The organism is Streptomyces sp. NEAU-174, assembly GCF_052665095.1.
The window spans coordinates 59,879-84,238 of record NZ_JBQTCE010000028.1; the positions used below are offsets into that span (position 1 = coordinate 59,879).

Below are 24,360 nucleotides of genomic sequence, written 5' to 3' on the forward strand. Positions count from 1 at the left end.
GGGAGATCACCCCCTGGGGACGTCCATCCGCGGTTTGCTGACTGCCGTACGAGCAGCCACGGCCCCGGCCATCCCGATCACTCGGGATGGCCGGGACCGTGATCGTCCGTGCCGGAAGGTTCAGCGCGCCGCGCGCTTGGGATGGAGCGTCACGAGCGGGACGGCGGGTCCCTCCACCGGTGCGGCACCCGCGGGCCGCTGCGCGCGCTTGGCGTCGGCGTCGCGTACCGCCGCAGCCGTCGATGCCCACTTGAGTTCCCGCAGCAGCCACAGCGGCCGGCCGTCACCCACCTCACCCTCCGTCGTCGACCGCTGCTTCTGAGCCGCGATCTGACTGACGGCCGGAGCGGGCGCGACCTTCGGCTTGCGCAGCACATTGGTCGGGCGCCGGGACGACGTCTCCTTGTCGGCGTCGGCCAGGGCCTGGCGCCACTCGGGGATCGTCATATCGAACTCAATGCGGCGGTTGCTGCCCCGACAGTGAATCGCGGCGGCTTCGCCGACCTTGCCAGTGTGGTGGGGAACCAGCTTCTGAACGCGGCTCTGCATGCCGGTGATCGGACACCAGGTCCTGCAGTCCTCGCAGACGAGGACCGCGTTCAACGGCTCCCGCAGGTCGATGTGCGACGGCAGGAGCTGGGAGAGCTTGAGGGCGGGGCGGTTGCTGACTCGCTTCGTACGGGTCCGGTGAGGCCGCTCACTGGCGGTGGGCATCGCGGACGTGACGGTCATTGGGGATCTCCTCGCGTGCGAAGGGGGAGGGGTGCGTCGCGGTGCTCTCTCCGCCCCCCAGGCCGCACGGCGAACCGGCGTCCTGGAGGACGGACAGCGCATCTGCGCTGCGACGTGCAGCAGGGAGTCGAGAAACCCAGGGGATTTGGTGTTGCCATCAACCCCGGCCCCCTCTTGCGAGGCGGACGACTTCCTGCGGTCTTGCGGTGGTGCTGGTAGGGGACCGAATGTTCCGGCTCCCTCAGCCGGCGCCGCCCGAGAGGCGGTTCCGGGTGGGGGAGCCGGGCCCGTGAGGACCCGGCGAGGTCAGGCCGCAGGCGACAAGAAGAGAGAGGACGCCTCGGCCGTCTCGATGCGCGCCGGCCGCACGCTCTCGAGGTCGGGAAGGGGAACGACCGGCGTACCGGACAGCCGCACACCCACCGGCACCTCGAGCCGGGCCTGCCGCTCGGAGGTAGCCGCCTCGACCACCCAGTCCGTCATCACCTGCAAGCCTTCCCACCCGGGCAGACGCCGCTGCTGCCCGGCCCACAACCACACCTCCTGCGTCACGTCGTCAGCATCGTCGGCCGGGTCGGCGCCCGCAGCGGCCAGGCGCTCAGCGGCGTGCGCGGCGAGACGGGCCGAGTACCGGCCGTACCACGTGGCTAGATCGGCTGCGGCGGCGGGGGTGGAGATGACGTTCATGAGGTGGTGCTCCTCTCGGAGTTGAGACCAGAACCTCGGTACCGAGGTTGCTTTCCCAGTAGAGCGATCCTCGGTACCGATGTCAAGCAATACGTTACCGATGACGTATTCTGTGCGGGCGATTCCCGACGCGATCCGCGCCCCGTGAGGTGCCTCGGTAGCCAGCGGCCTACGATCGCTACCGAGGTAGGGAGACAGATGACAGATGAGACAGGCGCGCAGCGAACGAAGGTCCAGCAGATCGCTGATGACCTGAAAGCGGCAATCGAGCGCGGGGAGTACGGCCCCGGTGATCGGCTGCCGGGGGAGAACGCACTGGCCACGCAGTATGGCGTCGCCACTCTCACTGCTCGCAGGGCCCTCAAGATCTTGCGCACCGAAGGCCTCGTCGAGAGCAAGAGGGGAGCTGGCGCCCGCGTCCTTTCGTTCCGCCCTATCAGGCGCCGCGGCATTCCGCGGCTGGCCCGTGGTCAGTGGGGAAGCGGGAAGGCGATCTGGTCCGCCGACGACGATCGAGCACCGGACGTCGACCAGATCACCGTGACCGAAGAGGCACCTGCGCCTCAGCACGTCCGGGACGTACTTGAACTCGAGGTGGGAGAAAGTGTCTGCCTGCGTAGCCGCCGGTACGTCATGCAAGGACGACCAGTCATGGTCGCAGACTCCTATCTCCCCCAGACGTTGGTGGCGGGCTCGCCCATCACTCAGGCCGACACCGGTCCCGGCGGCATCTACGCCCGACTTGCCGACCTTGGCCACGCTCCAGCTCGGTTCCGAGAAGAGATCCGGGTGCGTTTGCCCTCCGGCGAAGAAGCAGCTCGACTGGCCATCCCCGCCGACAGGGCCGTTATCAAACTGGCCCGTACGGCATTCGACGCTGAAGGGCGAGCGGTGGAGATCAACGAGATGACGATGGACTCTGCCGCGTACGTGCTGGATTACGAGTTCGATGCCTGACATCCAGCACTCACCGCTCCCGCCGGTGAAAAGGGGCCAGCAAGGCCTTGAGGAGCACGCCAGCGACCCCCGTCCCGGCCGCAGTCATGGCGATGTCGTGGATCGCGTTGATCAGCACAATCCCGACCACACCGCCGACCAGCACCGCGGTGATACCGAGGACAGGAAACTTTCCGTGCCGACGCGTTCCAGCGTCAGCAGGCACCGGGGGTACCTGGCCAACAGACATGAGGTCGAGGGATCGGCCGTGTGCATCGGTCACCAAGTGCCGCTTCTCGGACATGGCGCCCCTCCTCAGCTCAACGGACTCTCGTGAATTCGCTGTTCACAACCGTGGATTGCGGGAGCATGACCAGACGAGGTCCCACAGCTGCCCGGTCCCGGACCAGTCCAGGACATGAAGCGGACCACTATCGGACCAAGGCCTTCGCTCTGCTGATTTGCCGTCGTCGCCGCATGACACTGGTCGCGCAGAGCACGGTTTGTGACTCGGGGAGGACCAGTGGCCGGCAACGCTCGACAGGGAGATCCGCGAACCGCGTTGGAGTTCCTGCTGCGCCAGCAGCCGCGCACGTATGACGAGATCGTTCGGGAGTTCGATCGTCTCGCCAAGGAGCTGGGTGAAAATGTCACGCTCAGTACTCGGCACCTGCGTCGCCTGGCCAGTGGCGAGCGGACGAACACCACCCCGGTCATGCGCCGTGTTCTGCAGTCCATGTTCGGCAAACCGCTCAACGAGCTTCTCGCCCCATGGAGCGGTGAAGTTCTCCCCGCGGCGGCCGAGCCCACTGGGCTGCTCCTTGCCACAGGACAGCCCGCTGCGGACCGGGAGTTAATTGAAATGGCAGCACGACGAGCCAAGAGCTTCGCCCTTGCGGCAGGCCAAACCGACCTCACGTCCGATGTCATGGAGCAGGTGCACGCGGATGTTCAGCGCCTGGCGCTGGACTACCCGCAGCGACCGCTGTCCGAGCTGCTGCCGGATCTGATCGGTACCCAGGACACGGTCTTCACTCTGTTGGAGCAACAGCGTCGCCCCGCGCAAGCCCGGCAGCTGTATTTTCTCGCCGGTGTCACGGGCGGCCTGCTCGCGAAAGCCTCGCACGACATGGCCGATCCCCATGCGGCCCTGACTCAGGCGCGGACAGCCTATGTGTGCGCGGACAACGCGGATCACAACGGTCTGCGCGCATGGATCCGCGGTCTTCAGTCCCTGGTCTCGTACTGGGCTGGCCGGACACGTGAATCCGTCCGCTACGCCCAGTCCGGCGCCGAATTCGCCGCCAGCAACACCGCCAGCGTGTGGCTGCCCATGAACGAAGCCCGTGCCTGGGCCTCGCTCGGAAACGCAAACGCGGCACGGGCAGCGATTGAACGCGCCGAGGCCGCCTGGGACAGCGTGCAGGAAGACGAGGTCGACGAGCTCGGCGGCCTGTGCACTTTCGGGCGGGCCCGCCAGGTCTACTACGCGGCAGAGGCTCTGTCATGGTTGCCATCCGAGGTGACGGCAGCAGACGACTACGCGACGCGAGCGGTAGACGCCTACGAGGACAGCTCGTCTCCCGAGTGGGCGTTCGGCGACCAGGCCGGCTCCCGCAGCGCCCTGGCTATCGCACGGATCCAGGCGGGAGAGCTGGAAGGAGCCGCTGAGGCCGTCGCACCGGTACTCGACCTTGCCCCCGAGCAGCGGATCAACGGCATCATCACCTGCACACAGCGAGTGCACCGCGCACTGCGCGACTCTCCCCTCGCGGAGGCAGGTGCCGACCTGCAGGAGCAGATCGAAATCTTCACCCGCACCCCGCTGAAGGCTTTGCCCCGCTAGGAGCTCTCCGTTGACGTATCCGATCCGAATCACCGGCAGCAAAGTGGCCCTGCGCGAGTTCTCCATACGGGATGTCGAGGATGTCCTGGCGATCATCGGCGACGACAAGGTCACCAGGTGGCTGTCTTTCGACAGCCGTAACCGGGACCAGGCCATCGCCATGATCGAAGGGACACTCGAACGCGCCCAGCAGAAGCCGCGGACCGAGTACTACCTGGCGGTGACCAAGCACAGCGCCGACCACGTAATCGGTTTCGCACGGATCGGATACGCCGGCGTCAAGGCCGGCAAGCTCGGCTACGCGATCGCAGCAGAAGAATGGGGCCGCGGCTACGCCACAGACGCGGCCCGCACCCTCATCACGTACGCATTTACGGAGCTGGGCCTGCACCGAATCAGCGCGGCGATCGGACCCGAGAACGCGGCTTCGATCGCCATGGTGGAGCAACTCGGATTCACCCGGGAGGGAGTCCTGCGCGATCACGTTTACACGAACGGCGCCTGGCGCGACAGCGTGTTGTACTCCGTCCTCTCCCATGAGTGGGGTCGCTGATGGCTGGCCTCGCCGCTGAAGCACTGAGCGCCGCAGGTCCTGGAGGACCGGCGTACGCGATAAGCGTCCAGGTCAGCATGGTTTGTCGGTGGTCGCCTCTACAGTTCTCAGCGCCGTCGCTGCTGGACTGGGTTAAGGGGGTGGGCTGAGTGCGGCACGAGATCCTTCGGGCGTTCAAATTCGCGCTCGACCCCGTTCCCGCCCAGGTGGAAGCGTTCGCGCGGCACGTCGGCGCGGCCCGGTGGGCGTTCAACCATGCGTTGGGAATGAAGGTGGCCGCGCACCAGCAGTGGCGGCGTGAGGTCCAGGCGCTCGTGGACCAGGGCGTCCTGGAGGCCGAGGCTCGCAAGAAGGTGCGAGTGCTTGTGCCAACGAAGCCAGTGATCCAAAAGCATCTGAACCAGATCAAAGGCGACTCCCGCCAGGACGATCTGGCTGAGGGCGCCTACGGCCCTGCGCGACCGTGTCCGTGGTGGCATGAGGTGAACACCTACGCGTTCCAGTCGGCGTTCATCGATGCGGACCGGGCGTGGCAGAACTGGCTGGAGTCGCTACGCGGTGCTCGGGCGGGGCGTCGGGTGGGGTATCCGCGGTTCAAGAAGAAGGGCCGGGCGCGGGAGTCGTTCCGGCTGCACCACGATGTGAAGCGGCCTGTGATCCGGCTGGCGGGCTACCGGCGGCTGAGGTTACCGACGGTGGGGGAGGTGCGGCTGCACGAGTCGGCCAAGCGCCTGGCCCGCCTGGTCGACCGGGGCGAGGCAGTGGTGCAGTCGGTCACCGTGGCCCGCGCCGGGCACCGGTGGTACGCCTCGGTGCTGTGCAAGGTCACCGCCGAGCTGCCTGAGCGGCCCACCCGACGACAGCGCGAACGCGGCCGCATCGGTGTCGACCTGGGCGTCAAACACCTCGCTGTCCTCTCCCAGCCCCTCGACCCCGATGAGCCGGCCTCAGCGTTCGTCGCCAACCCCCGTCATCTGCGGCAGGCTGACCATCGGCTGGCCAAAGCCCAGCGCGCCCTGTCCCGCACTCAGAAGGACTCCGCGCGGCGGGTCAAGGCCCGGCGCCGAGTGGCGCGGCTGCAGCACGAGGTCGCTGTACGCCGCGGCACCGTGCTGCACGCGGTGACCAAGCAGCTCGCCACGCGCTTCGCCGAGGTCGCCGTGGAGGATCTCAACGTCGCGGGCATGACGCGGACCGCCCGCGGCACTCTGGATTCGCCCGGCCGCCGTGTGAAGCAGAAGGCCGGCCTCAACCGGTCCATCCTCGATGTCTCGCCCGGTGAGCTGCGCCGCCAGCTCACCTACAAGACTTCCTGGTACGGCTCTACCCTCGCGGTCCTGGACCGTTGGTGGCCTTCTAGCAAGACCTGCTCCGCTTGCGGGTGGCAAAACCCACGCCTCACGCTCGCGGACAGGACGTTCCACTGCGGCAACTGCGGGCTGGGAATCGACCGGGATCTCAACGCCGCCCGGAACATCGCTCAACATGCTGTTGCCGCTGCTCATCACCCTGTCGCCCCTGGTAGAGGGGAGACACAAAACGCCCGTGGAGCATCCGTAAGACCACCCGGCCCTCGGGCCCGGAGGCAGGAGGCGATGAATCGGGAAGGCACCGGTCCACCCAGGCCGGTGCCACCTCAGCGGAGCGATCCGCTGACGCTCCTCGTCACACCGGATCACGAACTGGCAAAGCGACCGTAAGCGCGCATGTCAGAAAGGGTCCGGCCCGTGCACGCAAGGAGCGACCGTAGCCCTTGCTGGCGAGCACGACCAGCTGCTGGTCCGGCCCGTGCACGCAAGGAGCGACCGATCCGTGCAGAGCAGCGTCTGCGCAAACGGCTGTCCGGCCCGTGCACGCGAGGAGCGACCGACAACCACCTGGTGACTTTGTCGTCGCCAATGGTCCGGCCCGTGCACGCGAGGAGCGATCGTCATCGGTTATCCCGCCCTGCTCGGCGTCCGGTCGCGCAAGGGGCGACCGGTGATCGACATGACGCAGAGCCCCGACTGGAGGAATGACGTGACTACGCAAAAGCTCTCCGTCGGTGCTTCCCGCCTGGCGGGAGGCATGGGCGGCGAGTTGCCCGTCTGGCGGGAAGTGCGGAGGTGTTCATCCGCGCCCCTTGGTTTTCGCCCTGAGGATCTGTTCAGATCGCGGCTGAACGGTGTCAGAGCCCTATCGAGGAGGTGCAGCAAACGGATGGGCCAGGTGGCTCGGCATGTCGATGCGTTGGTCGGTCCTGATGTCCGTGCTGCGCGGTCGCAGTGCGCGGAGCGCGGCTTGGAGGGTCGGTTCGTAGTCCTTGGGGTCCCAGCCGTCCGGGACGGTGACCTTCGTACGGAGTCTTTCTTCGCCGACACGGTGGATCTTGCAGTCGACGAAAGGGATGAGGCCGTATCTGCGGGCGTGCAGGAGGACTGGTCTGCCTGTTTTGACGATGTCGATGACCTCGAGCCGGGCGACTTCGCCCAGTCGGTAAACGTGCCCTTGAGGGCCGCGCTTGGTGGTGCCGACGACAACCATGCCGTCGAAGGTCGGCGACAGCTGCGGCCACTTCTCCGCGTAGTTCTCCGGGGTGAAGATGTCGCCGAACTGCAGCAGCTCTGCTCCGGGGAGGCGGTGGCGGATCTTTGCCAGGCGTTCGTCCCACTGACGGCGTCGCGCGATGTGCGGCGAGACGCTGACATAGATGCGGATGGGCTCGCCGGGCTTCCGCGACTGCCGGATCTTCTTCATGGCCGCGATGTAGGCGCGCTGCTGTGCGGCCGTCGCGTACGTGGTCAGGGGAGCGTCCGGGGCGGAGGCGTCAGGCATGGTGCTCATCATGCCCTGAGCTGGTGTCAGGCCCTGGTCCAGCACAGGGAAATGCCCCCTTCACACACGCCTCAACTCGCCCGCGCCACCCTCTGCACGAAGCGTGACCGAGGGGGTATGGTAGCTGCGATCAAGATCTATCTGAATATGGAAAATCCCCCGCGCCTTGGGAAGCCCGGGGGAGTAGAGAACCTGAATAGGAGGTCCTCGGTGTTCATGGCACCACTGTACCCGCGGGCCTTCGCCCGCACACAAGATCCCCGCCGTCAGCGCGATCACTCGCGTAGCACGTCAGCGGGGTTTTTCTGCGTCTCCACACGCCTCGACCAGCCCTCTGCCGAGGGGGTCGAGATGACGTAGGTCTGGGGGCGGCGCCTGCTCTGCAGGGCTTCTAGCCGCCCGGGGCCGAGGCCCGTGGTGATGCCACTCACCACGGCTCAGCGCCTCATCTGATCTCCGGTTCGGCCTGCCACGGCCTCCCCGGAGGGATTGTTCGACCCGGTGCCACCCGGCTTCGAACAGTTCGATCTCGGTTCTCCCAGAACCAGAAGCACCTCAAGGGGGCTTCTTCGCGTACTCCCTCTCTCAAAGGAGGACGTCGTCATTGTGCACGACCATTTTGCCTTTCGCCAGTCCAGTTATGCCCTTTTCACCCATGTTTGCCGGTTGAGGGCTTTCCGTCTGGCGGGATATCACGGCCCGATTCACCCGGCATGTCCTGCTCGGCAGGAAGATCAACGCCCCCTCGCTGTCGCACCGCGGCGCATCGACACACCTGTAGCAGGTGTGTCGACTCCTCTTTCGTTCACCACCCTGCCCCTCTCCTCCGATGCGCCCCGTGCCAGCCGTCACGGCGGTTCGGCTCGTTCTCTGTCCACAGGCGATCCGTTCGAGGGTCGCCGCATGATCTTTCACGCGTTCGTTGTTGCCTGTCCGCGCCGTGCGGGCGGCCCAGTGAGTGCCGTGGCGGCTGAGGCCGCCAGGAGGACATGGGTACCGGGGCAGCGCTCGCGGCGGTTGCGGGCTGTGCCGGATCAGGCCGGCCCGGTGGAGCAGCTGGAGCTCGGGAACCCGCTACAGCTGTCGAAGACGATGCGTGCCCGGCTGCTCGCGGCGGTGCTCGCTCTGGTGTCGGATCCGGCGCTGGAGGGTGCTGGTGACCCCGCGCGGTTGGCGTCGGTGGTGCTGACGGCGAAGGCCCGGGTCGCCGACGACTACAGCACGGTGATCCGCGCGGGGGAGTTGGGCCGGTGGCTGGGGCTGAGGGCGTCTCGGGTCGCGCATGCGGTGCTGCCACGGCTGCGGGAGCGCGGTGTGCTCGGATCGGTCGCGAAGACGAACGCGGCCGGGTGGGCGACGGGCCTGAAGTGCTGGGTGATCCCGATGTACCGGGCGCAGCAGGCGGGGGACCGGCGGCATGCGCTGGCGTTGTCGCGGGTGGAGCTGGCGGTGCTGTTGCGGCTGATCGAGGTGTTGTTCGGGCCGGGGTGGTCGCACAGGGATGGGTCGGTGACCCCGGCGGGGTTGCTCGCGGACCGTACGGGTCGCGGGGCGGCCACGGACCGTCTTGGGCTGCTGTTGATGGTGCTGTCTTCGAACTCCAAGGGCTGGTTGCAGTTGTGTCCGGGCAGTGTGGACAGCTCTCGGGGGCGTCCGGCGGCGACGGCGGGGCGGCTGCTGGGCTGCTCGCCGGCGGCTGGGGCGAAGGTGCTGGGGCGGCTTCAGGAGCGGGGTGTGGTGGCGGTGGAGCGTCGTGGGACGGCGTCGGGGTTGAACGCGCGTAGCCGGGTTCGGCTGCTGCCGGTCGCTCAGGCTCACGGCCTGCGCGTCCGGGAGGCCCGTGAGGCGGCTACCTCGGTGTTTTCAGACCTCGCCGGTACTGCATCCGGAGATCATGAGGCGCCTGGTGGGGCTGTGGTCCCTGTGATTGCTGGGGCGGAGGGCTCCGGGCAGCAGCAGGACGCTGGTGCGGCAGACCTCGCTGTTGCTGCACACCTTCACGCTTCTCACGCTTCTGTGGTTACTCCTGTTTCTCCAGTTGAGCTCTCTGATGGGTTTTCCGGCGAAGGCCGTGGTGGGTTCGATGGTCGGCCGGAGCGCGCGGGCGCGCGTGAGGACCGCCGGCACCAGGTGTTCCGTCAGGTTGTGCCTGTGCCTCTGCGCGGTGGTCCAGGAGGCGCGCTGCGCGCGGAACAGACCACCCCCTCGAATTTGTCTGCTCTCTCCTGTCTGGGGGCACTGTCGCGGCAGGTTCCGCAGCTCACGGCTGTCTTGTCAGCCATCGTTCCTTCGCCGAACCCCTACCAGCGGCGGAGTCTGGCTGGGCTGGTGCGGGGGCTGCTGGCTGACGGTGAGACGGATGCGATGATCGCGGGACGGTTGCGGGAGCGTCTGCAGCGGCTGGCCACGGGAGACCCGGACCGGCCGTACGCGTTCCGCCGCGATGCCCTGTCGTGGGTGTTGAGCAAGGGCCTGCCTTACACGCCCGGCGGCATGACGCTGGTCCCGTGTGCCCGGCGCGGCTGTTCGAACCTGGCCCGCGGTAAACCGACGGATCGTGTCCGCTGCGATGAGTGCGAACTCGAGGTGTGGCAGACGCGGCAGGCGCGCCGGGCGCTGGAGTCGGCCCTGGCGGCCCCGCTGCCACTGCCTGCTGGCCCGCCGGTTGCCGCCGCTGAAGCGCCTCTTCCGTCGGCAGTGCCTCATCCCCGAGCAGAGGCCGCGGATGCGGCGGCCGACACCGAAGGGAACGTGGTCCTGCCGCGTCCGGTACACGAGCAGCTGCTCGCCCTGGCGGGTATCGCTCCGCAGGTCGTACCGGCCGCACGCGCCGCCGCCCACGCCGCTTACCGGCCCGCCCAGGAGACCGAGTCCGTCCAGGCGCACCGCCGTCGGGTGTCCGCCGCGACCGCGACCTGGTGCTCCATCACCAACCGCTACGCTGACGAACTCGCCTCCGCCCACCACGCCGGGAGCGCCGCGTGATCGTGCACCGCAACAGCAACCAGCCCATCGTCCGGTGTGATCAGTGCCCTGGCCGGCCCATCCTCGCCACGCACCGCGAGGACACCGACACCCGTAAATGTGTGCGCTGCCAGGGCGATCACCGCTGGCTTTCCCAGCCGCACCCGGAGGACCATCTGTGCGAGGTCTGCCGACGCGAGTGCCCTGTGTGCCAGTCGGCCACCGACCAGGAGGAGGGCGGCCCCTGCCGCGCCTGCCAGGGCCGCTGCCGCACCTGCTCCGCTCCGCTCCCTCCCCGCCCGGCTTCCGCCGAGACCATCACGCGCGTCGAGGCCGGACAGCGCAAGGACAAACACCGCCGTTGGGCGCGCACCTACTACCCGCGCGCCTGGGATCAGTGCGATGCTTGTCGGCGCACGGCCTCCGCTGCTGATCCGGTTCGTGCTGTCCTGGCCGGGCTTCCGGACAAGCTGCTGCGTGCGTGCGGGGGCGGCGTGCCGCCCGCAGTCCTGCAGATCGTCCGTGACGAACTGCTCCGTCAGCCCGCCGCCCGGCTCGTCGCGCGGATCGAGCGCCGGTGGTGGACCACCTGGGCCAACCGGCCGCTCGAGCGCGAAGCTGACGACGGAGAGGACGGATACCGTCCCGATGACGTCGCGGTGTGGCTGCTGGCCCCCACGCCGTGTGCCGGCCGGTGTGAGGACGGATGGCACCCCGCTCCGCCTGAGCGGCCGGCTGAGGATGATCAGCCGTGCGCCGTCTGCCGCGGCGGATGGCTCCTGCCCGGCCGCGGGCCCAGCCCTCACAACCCCGACAGCGACCAGGCCGAGGACGACCAGAGGCCGGTCCAGTCCACGGCCGCGGCCCGTACTGCGGCCCAAGCGGTCGTCTACCGGCCCCCACACCGCGAATGCGAGGGCCGCGGCGGCACCTGCGGTCGCCCCATCGCCGACCCATACACCCAATGCCCCACCTGCCTGGGATGGCCTCGCTGCGCCTGCGGGACCTTCTACGACCCCACCACAGGCGACGCATGCGCGACCTGCCGGTGAGCACAGGAGCGGTGACCGGCAGGGGATGGGGCGGTCCGGGATGCAGCTGACTCTGGACAGGTGGAAGGGCAACATGAGCGCACAGCCATATCTGGGCCGGGCACCGCGTAACGCCGACATCCTCGCGAGGGCGAGCGGCGGAAGGCGTTCCACCGCGAGTTCCTGCCGCGCCAAAAGATTGCCGAGGGGGCCTGCGCTGCTGGTGGTGCAAGGCGATGCTGGACACCGACCCGTCCGGCGACTGGTTCACCAAGACCGCGCTGAACAGCACCCTGGCCACCATGAGCATCGCGGCGGACATCGCACGCTGCCAGGCAGCCGGGCCCGGTGAGTTCTGCGCCGGGGCGAAAGCCGAACGAAAGGAAGACCGAGTGCATGTTCGTGTGCGTATGGTGGGCGACTCGGCAGGGAACGAACTGCGGTCGCTGCACAGTTGGCTGCTCGGTGATACCGGGGCGCGGCGGTGGGCTCAGGTGGAGTGGGAATCGGCCCGGGCGCCGGCCGGAGCGATGGGGGGAGCGCTCGATGCGGTTTCGCTTGTGCTGAGCTCTGGTTTCAGTGCGGCGTCCCTCGCTGTGTCCATCGTTCAGTGGCGCACCACACGCGGCAGTCGCGGGCCGTCGGTGATGGTGGAACGGGCGGACGGTTCCAGGGTGACTATCGGTGATGCGTCGTTGGAAGAGACCGAACGGCTGCTGCGCCTTCTGGAGCGAGATGAGCCGGGGCAGGACGAGCCGTGAGTCACTTGCCGGACCCGGAGCGGTCTCGTGTTGTTCTGGTCGGAGGTGGCCGCTTCAGCGCTATGGCTGAGCTCCCGGCCGTGGCCGCCAACGTGGCCTCGCTCTGCGAGATGTTCACCTCGGAGGAAGTGTGGGGCCTGCCCGCCGCGCACTGCCTTGTCCTGCGTGACCCGCGAGAGGCCCGGGCCATTTCCCGGGCGGTGAAGCAGGCCGCCCGCGAGGCTTCTGACACGCTGCTCTTCTACTACGCCGGACATGGTTTGATCGACTCCGGTACCGGCGAGCTCCACTTGGCATTACGCGACAGCCAGCCGGACGAGGTCTATGACACGGCGGTGCCGTACCAGTGGATCAGGCGCGCGTTGACAGCCAGTCCGGCGGTGCGCCGGATCGTGATATTGGATTGCTGCTACAGCGGCCGCGCTCTTGGCGCCATGTCAGAGGGGCTCGATCTTGCCGAGATCGACGGCACCTATCTGCTCGCTGCCGCTGCGGAGAATGCCTTGGCCTTGGCGCCGCCAGGAGAGATGTACACGGCTTTTACAGGGGAACTGGTGTCGGTACTTCATCGCGGCTTGCCGGAGGCAGACCAGACCCTGACACTGAACAATATCTACGAGGCCACGCTCTCCTCACTCCGTGCAGCCGAAAGGCCAGCGCCGCAGTGCCGCGACCGCAACACCCTGGGGATGCTTCCCTTCGCTCCGAACCAGGCGTATCGGCCGCACCGGTCACCTGCCGCGCCGACTGACCCGACGATGAGACGTTTCGTGGCGGACATGGCACACGAACTCCGCACACCATTGACGGCGATCACTGCTGTATGCGAGGTCCTGGAGGAGGAGACAGAAAGGCTGGGCCCGCCGATAGAACCTGCCATCCGCCTGGTAACCGCCGAGTCCCGACGGCTGAACGACCTCGTCGAGAAGCTGATGGAAATCGCAAGAATCGAAGCGGGCACTGCCCGCCTAGACGAGGAAGAAATCGAGGTTACTCAGGCGCTGCGAGACTGTATCAGCGCCCATGGAGGGGCCGAAGGAATCACTCTGGAATCTCCATATCCTGTGCGAGCATGCCTCGATCTGAGTCGGTTTGAGATTATTGCCGGTGAACTGATCGAAAACGCCATACGGCATGGCGGTACGCCCGTCACAGTCACGGTCCGCCCTGACACTGCAATCGGCGTGGGTGCCAGAGACCTGCTCTCCGCCCGCCCAGCCGATTTCGAGATCACGGTGGCCGATAGCGGTAATGGAATTCCGAAGGATGTTCTGCCTGTGATGTTTGATCGCTTCTTCAAAGGACCCGGACCTCGCTCTCGAACTGAGGGCAGCGGTCTGGGACTTTCGCTGGCTCAGGAGAACGCCCACCTGATGGGAGGGAACATCCGGGCAGCGAACCTCCCTGACAAGGGCGCTGAATTCGCTCTCCGTTTGCCGTATGAGGCCCCGAATGAATAAGCCGAGAAAGGTGAAGAGCGAATACCTGTCCGGGGCCACTCACACCTTTGACCGGACCGCATGAGCTCGGCCGTGCCAACGGCCATGGCAGACCATGGCTGCGGGCGCCGGGCCGCTCGCTGACGGTATCCGCGTCCCCACGGCCAGTGTGCATGCTTGATACGGGCGAGCCGCGATCACCCCGCATCACCCGAACGGGTGACTGGCGTGTCGCTGCCCGGACGTGCGCGGCAGACTGCTTGTCTTATCTTCAATGGACATGGGTGGCGACGCTTCTAACATGTCCTCAGGTTCGGGGGAGCGAGTCTTGGGGAGGGACCGCGCGGATGAAGGTTCTCAGGCCGACACAGCCGACAAGCGAGCAGCTCACGGTGATCAACAATTACAAGCCGGAAGTGTTCGTCGTACGGGGCGCCGCCGGTAGCGGCAAGACCACCACGGCCCTGTACCGGCTGAAGTTCACTGTCGGTTTCTGGCAGCGTCGCCGCCGAGACGGCTTCATCAGCGGCCCCGTCCGCGTCCTGGTCCTTACCTACAACCGCACGCTGCGCGGTTACATCGAGGAACTCACCCAGGAGCAGGTCAAGGACACTAACGTCGACTTGACGGTCTCTACCTTCGCGAAGTGGGCCACCGACCGTGTGGCCTACGAGCGGATCCTTCAGGACCGTGAACGCAACCGGAAACTGGAGGCGCTGGCCACCTCCCTGCCGCTGTCCGACGAGTTCGTACGCTCCGAAGTCGACTATATGCTGGGCCGTTTCCTGCCGGACCGATTGAACGAGTACATCGAATGCGAACGGCAGGGCCGTGGCCGCTCCCCGCGTATGCCGACCGCGTTGCGTCGTCGGCTGCTGGAGGAGGTCATCCTTCCGTTCCAGGAGTGGAAGAGGCAGCAGCAGACATGGGACTGGTCGGACTTGGCGAACGCTATGGCCGCCAAGCGAGCCGACGATCCATACCATGTGGTCGTTGTTGACGAGGCTCAGGACTTCTCCGCCAACCAGGTGCGGGCCGTCCTCAACCACGTCACCGACGAGCACACGCTCACGTTCGTCCTCGACGCCGCTCAGCGTATCTACCCTCAGCGCTTCACCTGGGCCGAGGTCGGTCTGAGCGTGGGCTCGCACAACAGCAAGCTGCTGTCGAAGAACTTCCGTAACACCCGGCAGATCGCTGCCTTCGCCGCTCCGCTGCTCAAGGACGTGGAGACTACGGACGACGCCGCGATCCCTGACCTTTCCTCCTGCAAGGTAGACGGCGACAAGCCCTTGTTGGTCCAGGGCACCTTCACCCAGCAGATGGACCATGTGGTGCAGTTCCTCAACAGCCTCAGCCCTGATAACGACGAGTCCGTCGCCATCCTCCACGCCAAGGGCTGGTTCGGCGAGGTCAGGAATCGTCTGGACGCGGCCGGACTGGCCTATGTCGAACTGACCCGCAACGCCGAGTGGCCGACGGGACCGGTGAACATTGCGCTGTCGACGATGCACTCCGCCAAGGGGCTGGAATTCGATCATGTGATCATCGTTGGGCTCAACAGCGAGGTCATGCCGCACGCCGCCGAACCCGGTGACAGTGAGCGCGACGCGCACCTACGGCTGCTGGCCATGTCCGCCGGACGTGCCCGCAAGACGCTGACCATTACCTACAAGCCTGCAGAGGCAAGCGACCTCATCGCCTGCATGGCCCCGGACACCTACGAGGTGAAGGCCGTATGACGGCGACAGAGCCGATCCCGGCCATACCGGATGATGACAGACACGCGGAGGGCATTCATACGCTCATCCGGGAACGCAAGATCACCGAGGTGGTGCACTTCACCACCAACCGGGGTCTCCTCGGCATACTCCTGCAGCGGAAGTGCAAGGCACGTGCACTCCTCTCCGAGGACGAGTACCTGGAGAGCATCTACCACGAAAACACCAGGATCCGCAGAGAAGCTCCGCAGTTTTGGTCCTACGTGAACCTCAGCATCAGTGAACCCAACCATCGCTTCCTTCGCATCAGCAGCGAAGACTGGTGGGCGAACGAGGACCTGTTCTGGGCGGTCCTCAGCTTCGATCCAGTGATCATGACGCAACCCGGCGTCCTATTCGCACCAGGCAACATGGGATACGACGGCATCACCCCCGTGGAAGGGCTGCCTGGTGTCGAAGCCCTCTTCGCCGACCGCGTTCCCAAGGGCTTCAATAAGACGATGCCGCGCCGCGACCGAGCGCCTCACCTTCCCACGAATCCTCAGGCCGAAGTGCTCTACCCGCAAGCCGTCTCCACACGGCACCTGCAGCACATCTACGTCCTCACTGACGAGGACGCAGCGAAGGCTGAGGCCATCGTCAGCGTCAGCGGGCATGATGAGATCGACATCTCCGTCGATCCGGTTACGTTCGGCAGGTAAGGACTACGGTGAGCGCCATGCAATGGGAGGCAGTACGTGCCTCAGCCCAGTGGGCCGCGTACGGAGACGCACTCGGCTTCATCACCGAACTGACCGACAACGCCGGTCTACGACGCCGCATCGGCAGCGATGAGGTCACCACCACCGTCCCATGGACCAGACGCGTCGGAGGACGCTACGGACGAGACATGCCCCTACCCGCAGGCGCGTACTCCGACGACACTCAGCTACGCCTGGCTACGGCACGTGCGATTCGTGGAGACGGGGAGTTCGACGCCGACGCCTTCGCCAAAATCGAAGTCGTCGCCTGGCAGGCATACGCCCTTGGCGCCGGCCGCGGGACAAAGGCCGCCGCCACCGGCCTGATGCGGGTCGATGCCAAGTGGTCGCAGAACATCTTCGCCACCAAGGCCGCCCGGTACGTCGACATCGGCGGCAACGGCGCCGCCATGCGCATCCAACCCCACGTCTGGTCCGCACGCGACCTCACTAACTGGGACGACATCACCCGCGACGTTGTCCGCAACGCCGTCAGCACCCACGGCCACCCACGAGGCATCCTCGGCGCTGTCCTGCACGCCGTCCTGCTGGCCCACGCCCTGGACACGAACGAAATCCCTGGACCCAAGCAATGGCGCCCCGCTATCGACTGGCTGGAGCAGGTACCAGACGTCATAGCGAAAGACGACGAACTCGGTTACCTCTGGCTGCCTGCATGGACCGACGCTGCCGGAACGGACTTCCGGACAGCCGCACACGCCGTCGCTGATGAATGCCGCACAGCGTTTGAAGCCTTGGAGCCCGCAACACCCCTCAACGCCGAAACATATGCCGCCTTCGTACAGCGACTCGGTGGGTTCGACGACGCGACCCGTGGATCGGGCACGGTCACTACCGTGGTCGCCGCGGCGCTGGCACACGCCTACGCCGATTCGCCCGGAGCGGCGCTGCTCCTCGCCGCCAACACCCTCGGCTCTGACACTGACACCATCGCCACGATGGCCGGCGCGCTCCTAGGCGCTGTCACAGCAAGCCCTCCACCCGGCGCCGTGCAAGACGCCCAGGTGATCGATTCCGAAGCACGCCGCATGTGGGACATTTCCCATGGGCGTGCCGCCGCCACCTTCGTCTATCCGGATCTTCTGCGCTGGAGCCCTCCCAAAGCCACGCTCGATCTCGTAGGCCACACGCCAGTGGGGCCCGCTCTGGCTGGCCTGGGGGCCCTTACCCCTACAGGAAGTCCGACGCCGGGTAACCAAGCGACATACGTGTGGGGCACCTTGCCGTTCGGTCAGAGCGTCCTCGTCCGTGCGAGGTCCGATCTCAGGCCGCTGGATGAGCATCTGCTGCCGCGGGACCGACGGCAACATACCCGGCGGGCGGCGGATGCCGCTCTGAGAGAACAACAACTCCTCTTCGAAACTACGACGCCTCCAGCCATACGCGCAGACCAAGGCAGGGCTGGAGGTGGAACCGCGTCGGAGAGCGCGAGCGGGCGTACCCACAGACCGGGCCCACCTACTGTCGAAGAGATCGTTCGAGAGCTGGCAAAGAATGGCTTCCCTCCCGAACAGGTAGGCCGCGCTCTGCTTCAGCAGCTTCGGAACGGCCGATACAGCGTAGAGCAAGCTGCTGCCTTCGCTGGGTTGCTTGCCCGCGCCTACCACCAGGGCGATCAATAGTCCGCTCTTCCCACCGGCACAGATAGGGACAACAAAGCGAGACATATCCCAGACCGATTGCTGTCAGTAGCGCCTGCCAGCGGGATGAAGCCGTGCCGGGTGCCGTCCTGCAGACCATCTGCGACGAACATGCCGCGGAGGTGGGGGCCGCGGGGGCACCTGCAGCCGCCCCGTCGCCGACCCATACGCCCAATGCCCCACCAGTCTGGGCTAGCCCCGCTGCGCTTGCGGCGCCCCCTACGACCTGGGCCGCTACCTGGTGGCTTGTAGGAGATCACGAGTGAATCAGCATCCTGACAGCACCGAGCCCCAGACCCCCGGCCTCCCAGCGGACCTCGCGCGCATCGCTCTCCATCGCGCCCGCGAAGACGCCCGGCGTGGACGTTTCCAGCCCCACATCCGCGCCCGCCCCCGAGCCGCAACCGGCAAGCGACGGACCGGCTCCGCACCCGTCACGCTGGGCACCGCCCTCAACGAGCTGCTCACCCAGAAAACCGGGTGGCTCCCCGGCACTGCCACCACCTTGGTCGTCGAATGGCCTTCCATTGTCGGTGAGCTGGCTCGAGGTCTTACCCCCGTGGACTTCACCCCGGAGACCGGTGTCCTCGTGGTGCGTCCCGCCTCGCGTGCGTGGCTGACCCAGACGCGCTTGCTCTCCCCGCTGCTCATCCAACGCCTGAACTCGCACATGGGCGGCGAGATCGTCCGGAGCATCCGCATCCTGTCGCCGACCGGCGAGGGGGCGTCGACGATGGCGTCTTCTGTGGCGGCAGCGGCGCCGAGGCTGGCTCCTCCGCGGAACGCGCATCAGACGAGGTTTCACCCGGTCGACCCGGACGTGCAGGCCGCGGTCGAGCGCCAGGCCCGGCAGGCGTTGCGCGAGCCCGAGGGCTCCTTCACCAACGCCCGCTTCACACCGCCATCAGCGGCGGCCGCGATTCACACCCGTGCTCTGGCCCGGGCATGCACCCAGCGCCAGACATCGACGTGAAAGCATCCAACCCGGTACAGCAGAGCGTCACGACCTGACTACGCTTACCCGATCGCCGCAGGCGGGGTCGCTTCCGCCGACGAAGGAAAGAGGGGGAGCCCAGGTGGCAGAAGACGAGAATGAACCGGTAGGTCCACCCAGCGATGTGCGCGCGGAGAAAGGCGTCCTGCGTGCGATGCTGCGGTCCTCCGAAGCGATCGCGGACATCGTGGAACTGCTGCACGGCCACGACTTCTACCGCCCCGCACACGAGCTGATCTACAACACCATCCTCGACCTCTACGCCCGCGGTGAAGAAGCCGATCCCATCACGGTCGCCGCACAGCTGAGCAAGCATGAACAGCTGGAAAAGGCTGGCGGCAGCGACTACCTCCACGCCATGGCCAACGGTCCGGCGCGTGCCACGAGCTGGCTGAAGGATGCAGAACGGGTCCAGGCCATGGCCGTACTACGCCGTACCAAAGAGGCCGCGGCCCATATCGAAAACCTGGCCGCCGAGGGCACTGCCGAGAGCGCGGACCGCATCGCAGACGCCGCCCAGGCCGAGATCTTCGCGGCCACCGCCCGCCGCCGCCACGGCATCCCGCCCGCCTTCTCCCTCGGCGAAGTCCTGGAAGGAACCCTCGACGAACTCGAGGCAGCCAGCAGCGGTAATGGCCATCTCACCGGCGTTCCCACCGGCTTCACCGACCTGGATTCTCTGACCGGAGGGCTGCACCCCGGCCAGCTGGTCGTCATCGCCGCACGCCCCGCGATGGGCAAATCCACGCTCGCCCTGGACTTCCTGCGCTCCGCCAGCATCAAGAACAACCTCCCCGGCGCGCTCTTCACACGCGAATCCGGACGGAGCGAGGTCTCCATGCGACTGCTGGCTGCCGAAGCACGCGTGGCACTGCACCACATGCGCTCCGGGGCGATGAACGACGACGACTGGACCCGCCTTGCCCGGCGCATGCCGGACGTCAGCGCCGCCCCCTTCTACATTCAGGACAGCGCGTACGCCACCTTCACCGACCTCCGCGCCCAGTGCCGACGTCTGTGTAGCCAGCGAGACCTCCGGCTCATCGTCGTGGACGCCCTGCACCTGCTCACCTACGGCACCCGGCCCTTCGCCTCCCGCTACGAAGAGATCTCCGAGATCTCCCGATGCCTCAAGCTCCTGGCCATGGAACTCGAGGTCCCCGTCGTCGCCGTCTCCGTGCTCAACCGCGGCCCAGAACAGCGCACCGACAAGAAACCCCAGATCAGCGACCTCCGAGACTCAGGAGCTCTTGAAGACAACGCTGACGTCGTGATCCTCATCCACCGCGAGGACGCCTACGAGAAGGATTCACCCCGCGCTGGCGAGGCAGACCTGATCGTGGCCAAGCACCGACACGGGCCGACAGCAACGATCACGGTCGCCTTCCAAGGTCATTACGGACGTTTCGTCGACATGGCGCAGACATGATGCGTTGTTGTTGTAGGTTCTCAAATCCCGTGTCATTTTCTCAGCCGCCGTGTCATCCGGATGGCATTTATGACATCTCCGTGAGACAGCGCAGGTCAGAGACTTGCCGCTTCGGGCGGATCCGCCCGAAGCGGCAGGGAAATGACACGGAGCTGAGAATCCAGCGGATGACATGGCGTGAGAAGCCCGAGGAACACCCAGGTCAGAGGCCCGGCAGATGACACGGGCCGCGAGAACCTACAGTTGTAGGTTCTCAGATTTCGTGTCGGATTCTCAGGGTTGGTGTCGGATCGCCGTCCGATACGACACCTGCTGTGAGACAGCCCAGGTCACAGCCTCGGCGGTTCGCGCAGACCACGGCGGACCGCCGAGCAGACGACACGAAGATGAGACGCCAGCGTCCGACACGTCGTGAGACGGCTGGAGAAGCCACAGGTCACGAAGATGCGCTCCGACACGAGTGGCGAGAACCTACAGCTGTGTGAGTCTCGTGGCCCCTGCCGAGCGCTCCGGCCCCCGCTGGTGACCTCGTACGGCCGGATCACGGCCTGATGCGTTGTCAGTAGGTCGCGCCACACTGGCCTTCTCGCCGATGAAGCAGGGGGGCCGATGGCGTTCCGTGCCGTGCACACGCAGTGGGGGACCGTCTTCGCGCACTTACCCGATCTCGGCTGAGGGCGCTCGTGGGACCAGGTGTGGAAGGTGAAGCCACCCGCGCCGCTGACCTGCGACGAGTGCCGACACCCGATGCACGCCAAGCGGTCCCCCAGCGGCCTGCAGTTCTTTGCCCACGCCCCGGGGGCCCCGGAATGCGCGCTCGCAAAGGAGACGCTGGCGCATCACCTGCTGAAGCTGGAGTTGGCAGCCGCCGCCCGGGACGCCGGCGCCCACGCCGAGCTGGAGGTCCGCGGCCCGGAGGGCGCATGGCGGGCCGATGTGCTGGCGAGCGATCCGGCCGGAGCCTGGCGGATGGCCCTGGAGGCCCAGCTCTCGCCCATCACGCCGGATGACATCGCCGCCCGCACGGAGCGGATGCAGGCGGACGGTGTGCCCTCGGTGTGGTTCAGCGACCGGTACCGACCGCTGTGGTTCGGGCGGGTGCCCTCGGTACGGGTGAAGGCCGTCGACGGCGGCGGCCTGGTCGTGGTGGAGGGCCTGGCGAAGTTCTCCGGTGGCCAGTGGGAGGCGGGCCCGCAGGTGCTGCTCGCGGAGTTCTTGCGGTGGGTGTTCGCCGGCCGGGTGGTATCGCACCGGCGGCGGGCTCCCGTACGCAGCCCGCTTCAGGCTCGGTGTTCGATCTGGACGACCCCGCAGTACGCCCAGCAGGAGGCCGCGCATCTGGATGCGGAGGAACGCCGGAAACGTCTGGAGCAGGAGGAGAAGCGCCGCCTCCAGGAGGAGGAGCGGGTCCGGCAGGAGCAGTTCCAAGACCGTCGGCGGGAGGAGGACCGGGAGCGGGCCAGGGCGCGCGGTGATCACGAGGCGGCCATTCACGCTCTACTCGAACGGCAGACTGCTCTGGAGAAACCGGCCTTCGAGTTCGTGCGCCGAGAGACTGGCATCCACCCGTTCGTAGAGGACGCTGGCGCCGCCGAATTCGCCATGGGCGTGCCTGTGTACGTCGGGATGACCCCGTACGGCGTCATCTGCCCCGTGGCCAGTCGGGTCGCTGCCGCCCGGGAGCGTCTCGCGGCGCTCGTGGTGTTCGTTGCCTCCGAGAGGGAGCGGCGGCGCATCGCCGCCCAGGCCCGGCCCGGACAGCGAATCGAGGTTCTAGACGGCGGCCCAGCCACCGTACCGTCCTCACGACCGCCGACACACCAGCCGTCGACGCGCCCGCCGCATAGCGGCGATGGCCCCCTTCAGCCCTGACAGTCCGGACCCGGGCGCTGCCAGGCCGCCGGAATGGTATGAGCTCGCTGACGGCCAGAGCGTTACCGCTCCGGTCATCGGCCGCATCCACCGCTCCGGCCCCGGAGGCGGCTGGTGGACGGAGCGCGAACACCAGGCTATGGCCGCCGCCGACGCGGTTCGCCTGGCCGCGACGCGGTCCACTCGATCCGCGTCCTGGCCGCCGGTGCACCCGCCCCGCCCCGCCCGCCAGCGGCTCGAGCCCCGCGTCGCCCCCGCTGGTGCCCGAGGCGCCGGTCCGTGCGCGGGAAACCGCGTCGCCCGGCTACCAGAACGGCATGCGGTCGAGCATGATCCGGCTCGGGTGCTGCGCGAGATCGACGCCAAGCGGAAGATCCTTCGCGACTTGGAGCAGGCGGGGTTCACACTCAGCAAGGCCGGGCTCGGCACGCCTCCCCACGACCTGATGACCGGGGCCGTCAACTCGCTGCGGCGTACCGTGCGCCTGCACGCCGAGGTGTACGACCAGCGGCCCGGATTCCGCAACGAGTGGCGGCCGCAGCCGCACAGCATGAAGCCCCACCTCGACGCGAGTGAGGTGGGGCTCCTTCGTGCGCGCGCCCTCAGGGGGCGGAGATTCGAACCCGCGACCACCGGCGGACCGGCTGCTCTGAGCTGGCTGAGCTACCCCGCACAGGCACGCGCCCCGCCAGTATGGCCGTGACTCCGACGGCTCGGGGGCGGTTGGTCAGCGCATGGACCAGGCGCTGCTGTGGCAACAGATCGAGGACCATGGCGAGCGGCAGCCGCTGCTCACGCTCGGCGAGGCGCGGGCCGTCGTCGCGCTGCTGCGCCGCGAAGGCTCGCCCGCCGCCGACGAGCTGGCCGCGCGCCTGGCCCAGCGGCTACCCGCCGAGGAGTAGCCCCGCATGCGCCCGGCCCCGCCCCGGCGGACGCTGGACGCATGCACCGCCGGCCGCCGCGCATCGTCGTTCAGCCGCCATCACCCACAGGCGGCCGGCGGGTGCGCGTGGACGGCAACATCCTCGGGGTGGCGTACGGGCTCATGGACCTGCTGGAGTTCCTCCGTCGCGCCGGGCTTGACGTGGAGGGCATCGACCTGGAGGACACCGAGCTGATCACCTGGCGCGGCGGCGGCCCCGACGTGTGGTGACTCCGGCTCCCGGTCAGCCGGTGCCGCTGGGGTTGTCGATCTGGTCCTGGAGCTTCTTCTGCTTGGCCTCGTTGACCTGCCGGGTGGCCTCCCGGATGGCGTCGGCGTACTCGGCGTCGGACAGCGGCTCGCACGCCTTAGGCAGGGTGGCGCCGACTGTGCCGGACGGGTCGTCGGCGGCCTTGTCGAAGAGGGCGTCCGCGCAGCGGCTGGTGGCCTCGGCCTTGTTGAGCTTCGCGGGGGCCGTGGTGGGCGCGACTGTGGGCGTCGGCTTGCTGGGCTCGTCCTTGCTGTCGTCGCTGCTAGAGCAGCCGGTGAGTAGGAGAGCGGCGGTGATGACGGCTGCGGCGGCGGTGGTGGTGCGGACGTGCATGATTCCCCCAAGGACGTAGGGGTGCATCATGCAGGATGCAGCGGGCGGCGTGGGGATGTTGTGGCTGAACGGTGACAGGGCAGACGTGCAGGTGGGCCCGCTCCGTACACCGCTCCGGAGCGGGCCGCAGACTGCCGTCAGGCTGCGGTGGGTTCCGGCTCGTGCCAGGTGCGGCCGCAGCGCCCGCACCACACCATCGGCCGCGCCCCGCCCCCGGGCCTCGATGACCAGTTCGCCTGAGCAGTCCGGGCAGGGGTGGGCGAGCGCGGCCTTGTGGTCGGTCATGTCGAGCGCGGTCTCGACGCGGCGCGCGGCTCGGCCAGCCACGGTCGCGATGCAGCAGCTGCTCGTCGGTGAGCCGCTCGAACGGTCCGGGCATGCCCTCGACGCGGGCGAGGAGCCAGGCCGCGGCATGCTGGGCGGTGCGGGTGCCGACGTGTCGCCAGCGGCGGGGGTCGGCGGCGTCGGCGTCGGCGAGGGCGTTGCGGCGGGCGTGGTCGGCGCGGGGCGTCTACGGCCGCGCCTGGATCTCGGTGAAGCACGTGTACGGACCGGCCGTGGCCCCGGCGGAGCGCTCGTCGCTGGAGGGCATGCTCGCCACCCGCGCGTGACGACGTCAGCCCCTGGCACGTCGAGTGGTGGCGTTCACCGCTC

23 protein-coding genes are annotated in these 24,360 nt (G+C 67.5%); 18 read left to right on the plus strand and 5 right to left on the minus strand.

Annotated elements, in window-relative coordinates:
- Nucleotides 1–120: 120 nt before the first annotated feature.
- Both ACT2CW_RS46585 and ACT2CW_RS46590 read right to left on the minus strand, forming a co-directional pair.
- The gene (locus ACT2CW_RS46585; protein WP_445520971.1) at nt 121–732 is read right to left on the minus strand and encodes a hypothetical protein; all 612 of its coding nucleotides are present in this window, start codon (nt 730–732) and stop codon (nt 121–123) included.
- Nucleotides 733–1,038: 306 nt separating this feature from the next.
- Nucleotides 1,039–1,419 carry a hypothetical protein gene (locus tag ACT2CW_RS46590; protein ID WP_445520972.1) on the minus strand — a complete coding sequence of 127 codons (381 nt, stop codon included), beginning with the start codon at nt 1,417–1,419 and terminating at the stop codon, nt 1,039–1,041.
- Between the two features lie 198 nt (nt 1,420–1,617).
- Here ACT2CW_RS46590 and ACT2CW_RS46595 point away from each other — a divergent pair, with 198 nt between their 5' ends.
- Entirely contained in the window at nt 1,618–2,376 is a 759-nt protein-coding gene (locus tag ACT2CW_RS46595; RefSeq protein WP_445520973.1) for a GntR family transcriptional regulator, read from the plus strand.
- A gap of 10 nt (nt 2,377–2,386) precedes the next feature.
- Here ACT2CW_RS46595 and ACT2CW_RS46600 read toward each other — a convergent pair whose 3' ends face one another.
- Nucleotides 2,387–2,659: a hypothetical protein gene (locus ACT2CW_RS46600; protein ID WP_445520974.1), complete on the minus strand. Its 273-nt coding sequence runs from the start codon at nt 2,657–2,659 to the stop codon at nt 2,387–2,389.
- Nucleotides 2,660–2,917: 258 nt separating this feature from the next.
- On the opposite strand from ACT2CW_RS46600, the gene ACT2CW_RS46605 reads away from it, so the two are divergent.
- The 3 genes from ACT2CW_RS46605 (at nt 2,918) to ACT2CW_RS46615 (ending at nt 6,454) form a co-directional block, all read left to right on the plus strand.
- Nucleotides 2,918–4,201, plus strand: a complete 1,284-nt coding sequence (locus ACT2CW_RS46605; protein WP_445520975.1) for a hypothetical protein — start codon at nt 2,918–2,920, stop codon at nt 4,199–4,201.
- Between the two features lie 10 nt (nt 4,202–4,211).
- Nucleotides 4,212–4,754, plus strand: coding sequence for a GNAT family N-acetyltransferase (locus ACT2CW_RS46610; protein WP_445520976.1), 543 nt, complete (start codon nt 4,212–4,214; stop codon nt 4,752–4,754).
- Nucleotides 4,755–4,903: 149 nt separating this feature from the next.
- Complete coding sequence (locus tag ACT2CW_RS46615) at nt 4,904–6,454, plus strand: RNA-guided endonuclease TnpB family protein (RefSeq protein WP_445520977.1); 1,551 nt, start codon at nt 4,904–4,906, stop codon at nt 6,452–6,454.
- A 475-nt stretch (nt 6,455–6,929) separates the two neighbouring features.
- Here the strand turns inward: ACT2CW_RS46615 and ACT2CW_RS46620 are convergent, their stop codons facing one another.
- Nucleotides 6,930–7,568 (minus strand): hypothetical protein, encoded by a 639-nt coding sequence (locus ACT2CW_RS46620; protein WP_445520978.1) that lies wholly within the window; start codon nt 7,566–7,568, stop codon nt 6,930–6,932.
- 1,047 nt (nt 7,569–8,615) lie between these two features.
- On the opposite strand from ACT2CW_RS46620, the gene ACT2CW_RS46625 reads away from it, so the two are divergent.
- The 13 genes from ACT2CW_RS46625 to ACT2CW_RS46685 all read left to right on the plus strand — a co-directional run bounded on the left by ACT2CW_RS46625 (nt 8,616) and on the right by ACT2CW_RS46685 (nt 23,333).
- Entirely contained in the window at nt 8,616–10,553 is a 1,938-nt protein-coding gene (locus ACT2CW_RS46625; RefSeq protein ID WP_445520979.1) for a hypothetical protein, read from the plus strand.
- Complete coding sequence (locus ACT2CW_RS46630; protein ID WP_445520980.1) at nt 10,550–11,584, plus strand: hypothetical protein; 1,035 nt, start codon at nt 10,550–10,552, stop codon at nt 11,582–11,584. The genes ACT2CW_RS46625 and ACT2CW_RS46630 overlap by 4 nt, the downstream gene beginning before the upstream one ends.
- Nucleotides 11,585–11,799: 215 nt before the next feature.
- Nucleotides 11,800–12,324 carry an effector-associated constant component EACC1 gene (locus ACT2CW_RS46635; protein ID WP_445520981.1) on the plus strand — a complete coding sequence of 175 codons (525 nt, stop codon included), beginning with the start codon at nt 11,800–11,802 and terminating at the stop codon, nt 12,322–12,324.
- Nucleotides 12,321–13,784 (plus strand): caspase, EACC1-associated type, encoded by a 1,464-nt coding sequence (locus ACT2CW_RS46640; protein ID WP_445520982.1) that lies wholly within the window; start codon nt 12,321–12,323, stop codon nt 13,782–13,784. Before ACT2CW_RS46635 ends, ACT2CW_RS46640 begins: the two co-directional genes overlap by 4 nt.
- A 326-nt stretch (nt 13,785–14,110) precedes the next feature.
- Nucleotides 14,111–15,505, plus strand: a complete 1,395-nt coding sequence (locus ACT2CW_RS46645) for a 3'-5' exonuclease (RefSeq protein WP_445520983.1) — start codon at nt 14,111–14,113, stop codon at nt 15,503–15,505.
- Nucleotides 15,502–16,185 carry a DarT ssDNA thymidine ADP-ribosyltransferase family protein gene (locus ACT2CW_RS46650; protein WP_445520984.1) on the plus strand — a complete coding sequence of 228 codons (684 nt, stop codon included), beginning with the start codon at nt 15,502–15,504 and terminating at the stop codon, nt 16,183–16,185. The genes ACT2CW_RS46645 and ACT2CW_RS46650 overlap by 4 nt, the downstream gene beginning before the upstream one ends.
- Before the next feature lie 17 nt (nt 16,186–16,202).
- Nucleotides 16,203–17,867: an ADP-ribosylglycohydrolase family protein gene (locus ACT2CW_RS46655; protein WP_445521001.1), complete on the plus strand. Its 1,665-nt coding sequence runs from the start codon at nt 16,203–16,205 to the stop codon at nt 17,865–17,867.
- A 280-nt stretch (nt 17,868–18,147) separates the two neighbouring features.
- Nucleotides 18,148–18,858 carry a DciA family protein gene (locus tag ACT2CW_RS46660; RefSeq protein ID WP_445520985.1) on the plus strand — a complete coding sequence of 237 codons (711 nt, stop codon included), beginning with the start codon at nt 18,148–18,150 and terminating at the stop codon, nt 18,856–18,858.
- Nucleotides 18,815–20,308, plus strand: coding sequence for a replicative DNA helicase (gene dnaB, locus ACT2CW_RS46665; protein ID WP_445520986.1), 1,494 nt, complete (start codon nt 18,815–18,817; stop codon nt 20,306–20,308). The genes ACT2CW_RS46660 and dnaB overlap by 44 nt, the downstream gene beginning before the upstream one ends.
- Before the next feature lie 702 nt (nt 20,309–21,010).
- On the plus strand, nt 21,011–22,180 hold the full coding sequence (locus tag ACT2CW_RS46670) for a competence protein CoiA family protein (protein WP_445520987.1): 1,170 nt from the start codon (nt 21,011–21,013) through the stop codon (nt 22,178–22,180).
- A gap of 139 nt (nt 22,181–22,319) precedes the next feature.
- The gene (locus ACT2CW_RS46675; protein WP_445520988.1) at nt 22,320–22,883 is read left to right on the plus strand and encodes a DUF6221 family protein; all 564 of its coding nucleotides are present in this window, start codon (nt 22,320–22,322) and stop codon (nt 22,881–22,883) included.
- 31 nt (nt 22,884–22,914) lie between these two features.
- A complete protein-coding gene (locus ACT2CW_RS46680) occupies nt 22,915–23,082 on the plus strand; it encodes a hypothetical protein (protein WP_445520989.1) in 168 nt (55 codons plus the stop codon).
- A gap of 41 nt (nt 23,083–23,123) precedes the next feature.
- Nucleotides 23,124–23,333 (plus strand): hypothetical protein, encoded by a 210-nt coding sequence (locus ACT2CW_RS46685; protein ID WP_445520990.1) that lies wholly within the window; start codon nt 23,124–23,126, stop codon nt 23,331–23,333.
- 13 nt (nt 23,334–23,346) lie between these two features.
- On the opposite strand, the gene ACT2CW_RS46690 is transcribed toward ACT2CW_RS46685, so the two are convergent.
- Entirely contained in the window at nt 23,347–24,033 is a 687-nt protein-coding gene (locus tag ACT2CW_RS46690; RefSeq protein WP_445520991.1) for a hypothetical protein, read from the minus strand.
- 50 nt (nt 24,034–24,083) lie between these two features.
- Here ACT2CW_RS46690 and ACT2CW_RS46695 point away from each other — a divergent pair, with 50 nt between their 5' ends.
- Entirely contained in the window at nt 24,084–24,317 is a 234-nt protein-coding gene (locus tag ACT2CW_RS46695) for a hypothetical protein (protein ID WP_445520992.1), read from the plus strand.
- Nucleotides 24,318–24,360 lie beyond the last annotated feature (43 nt).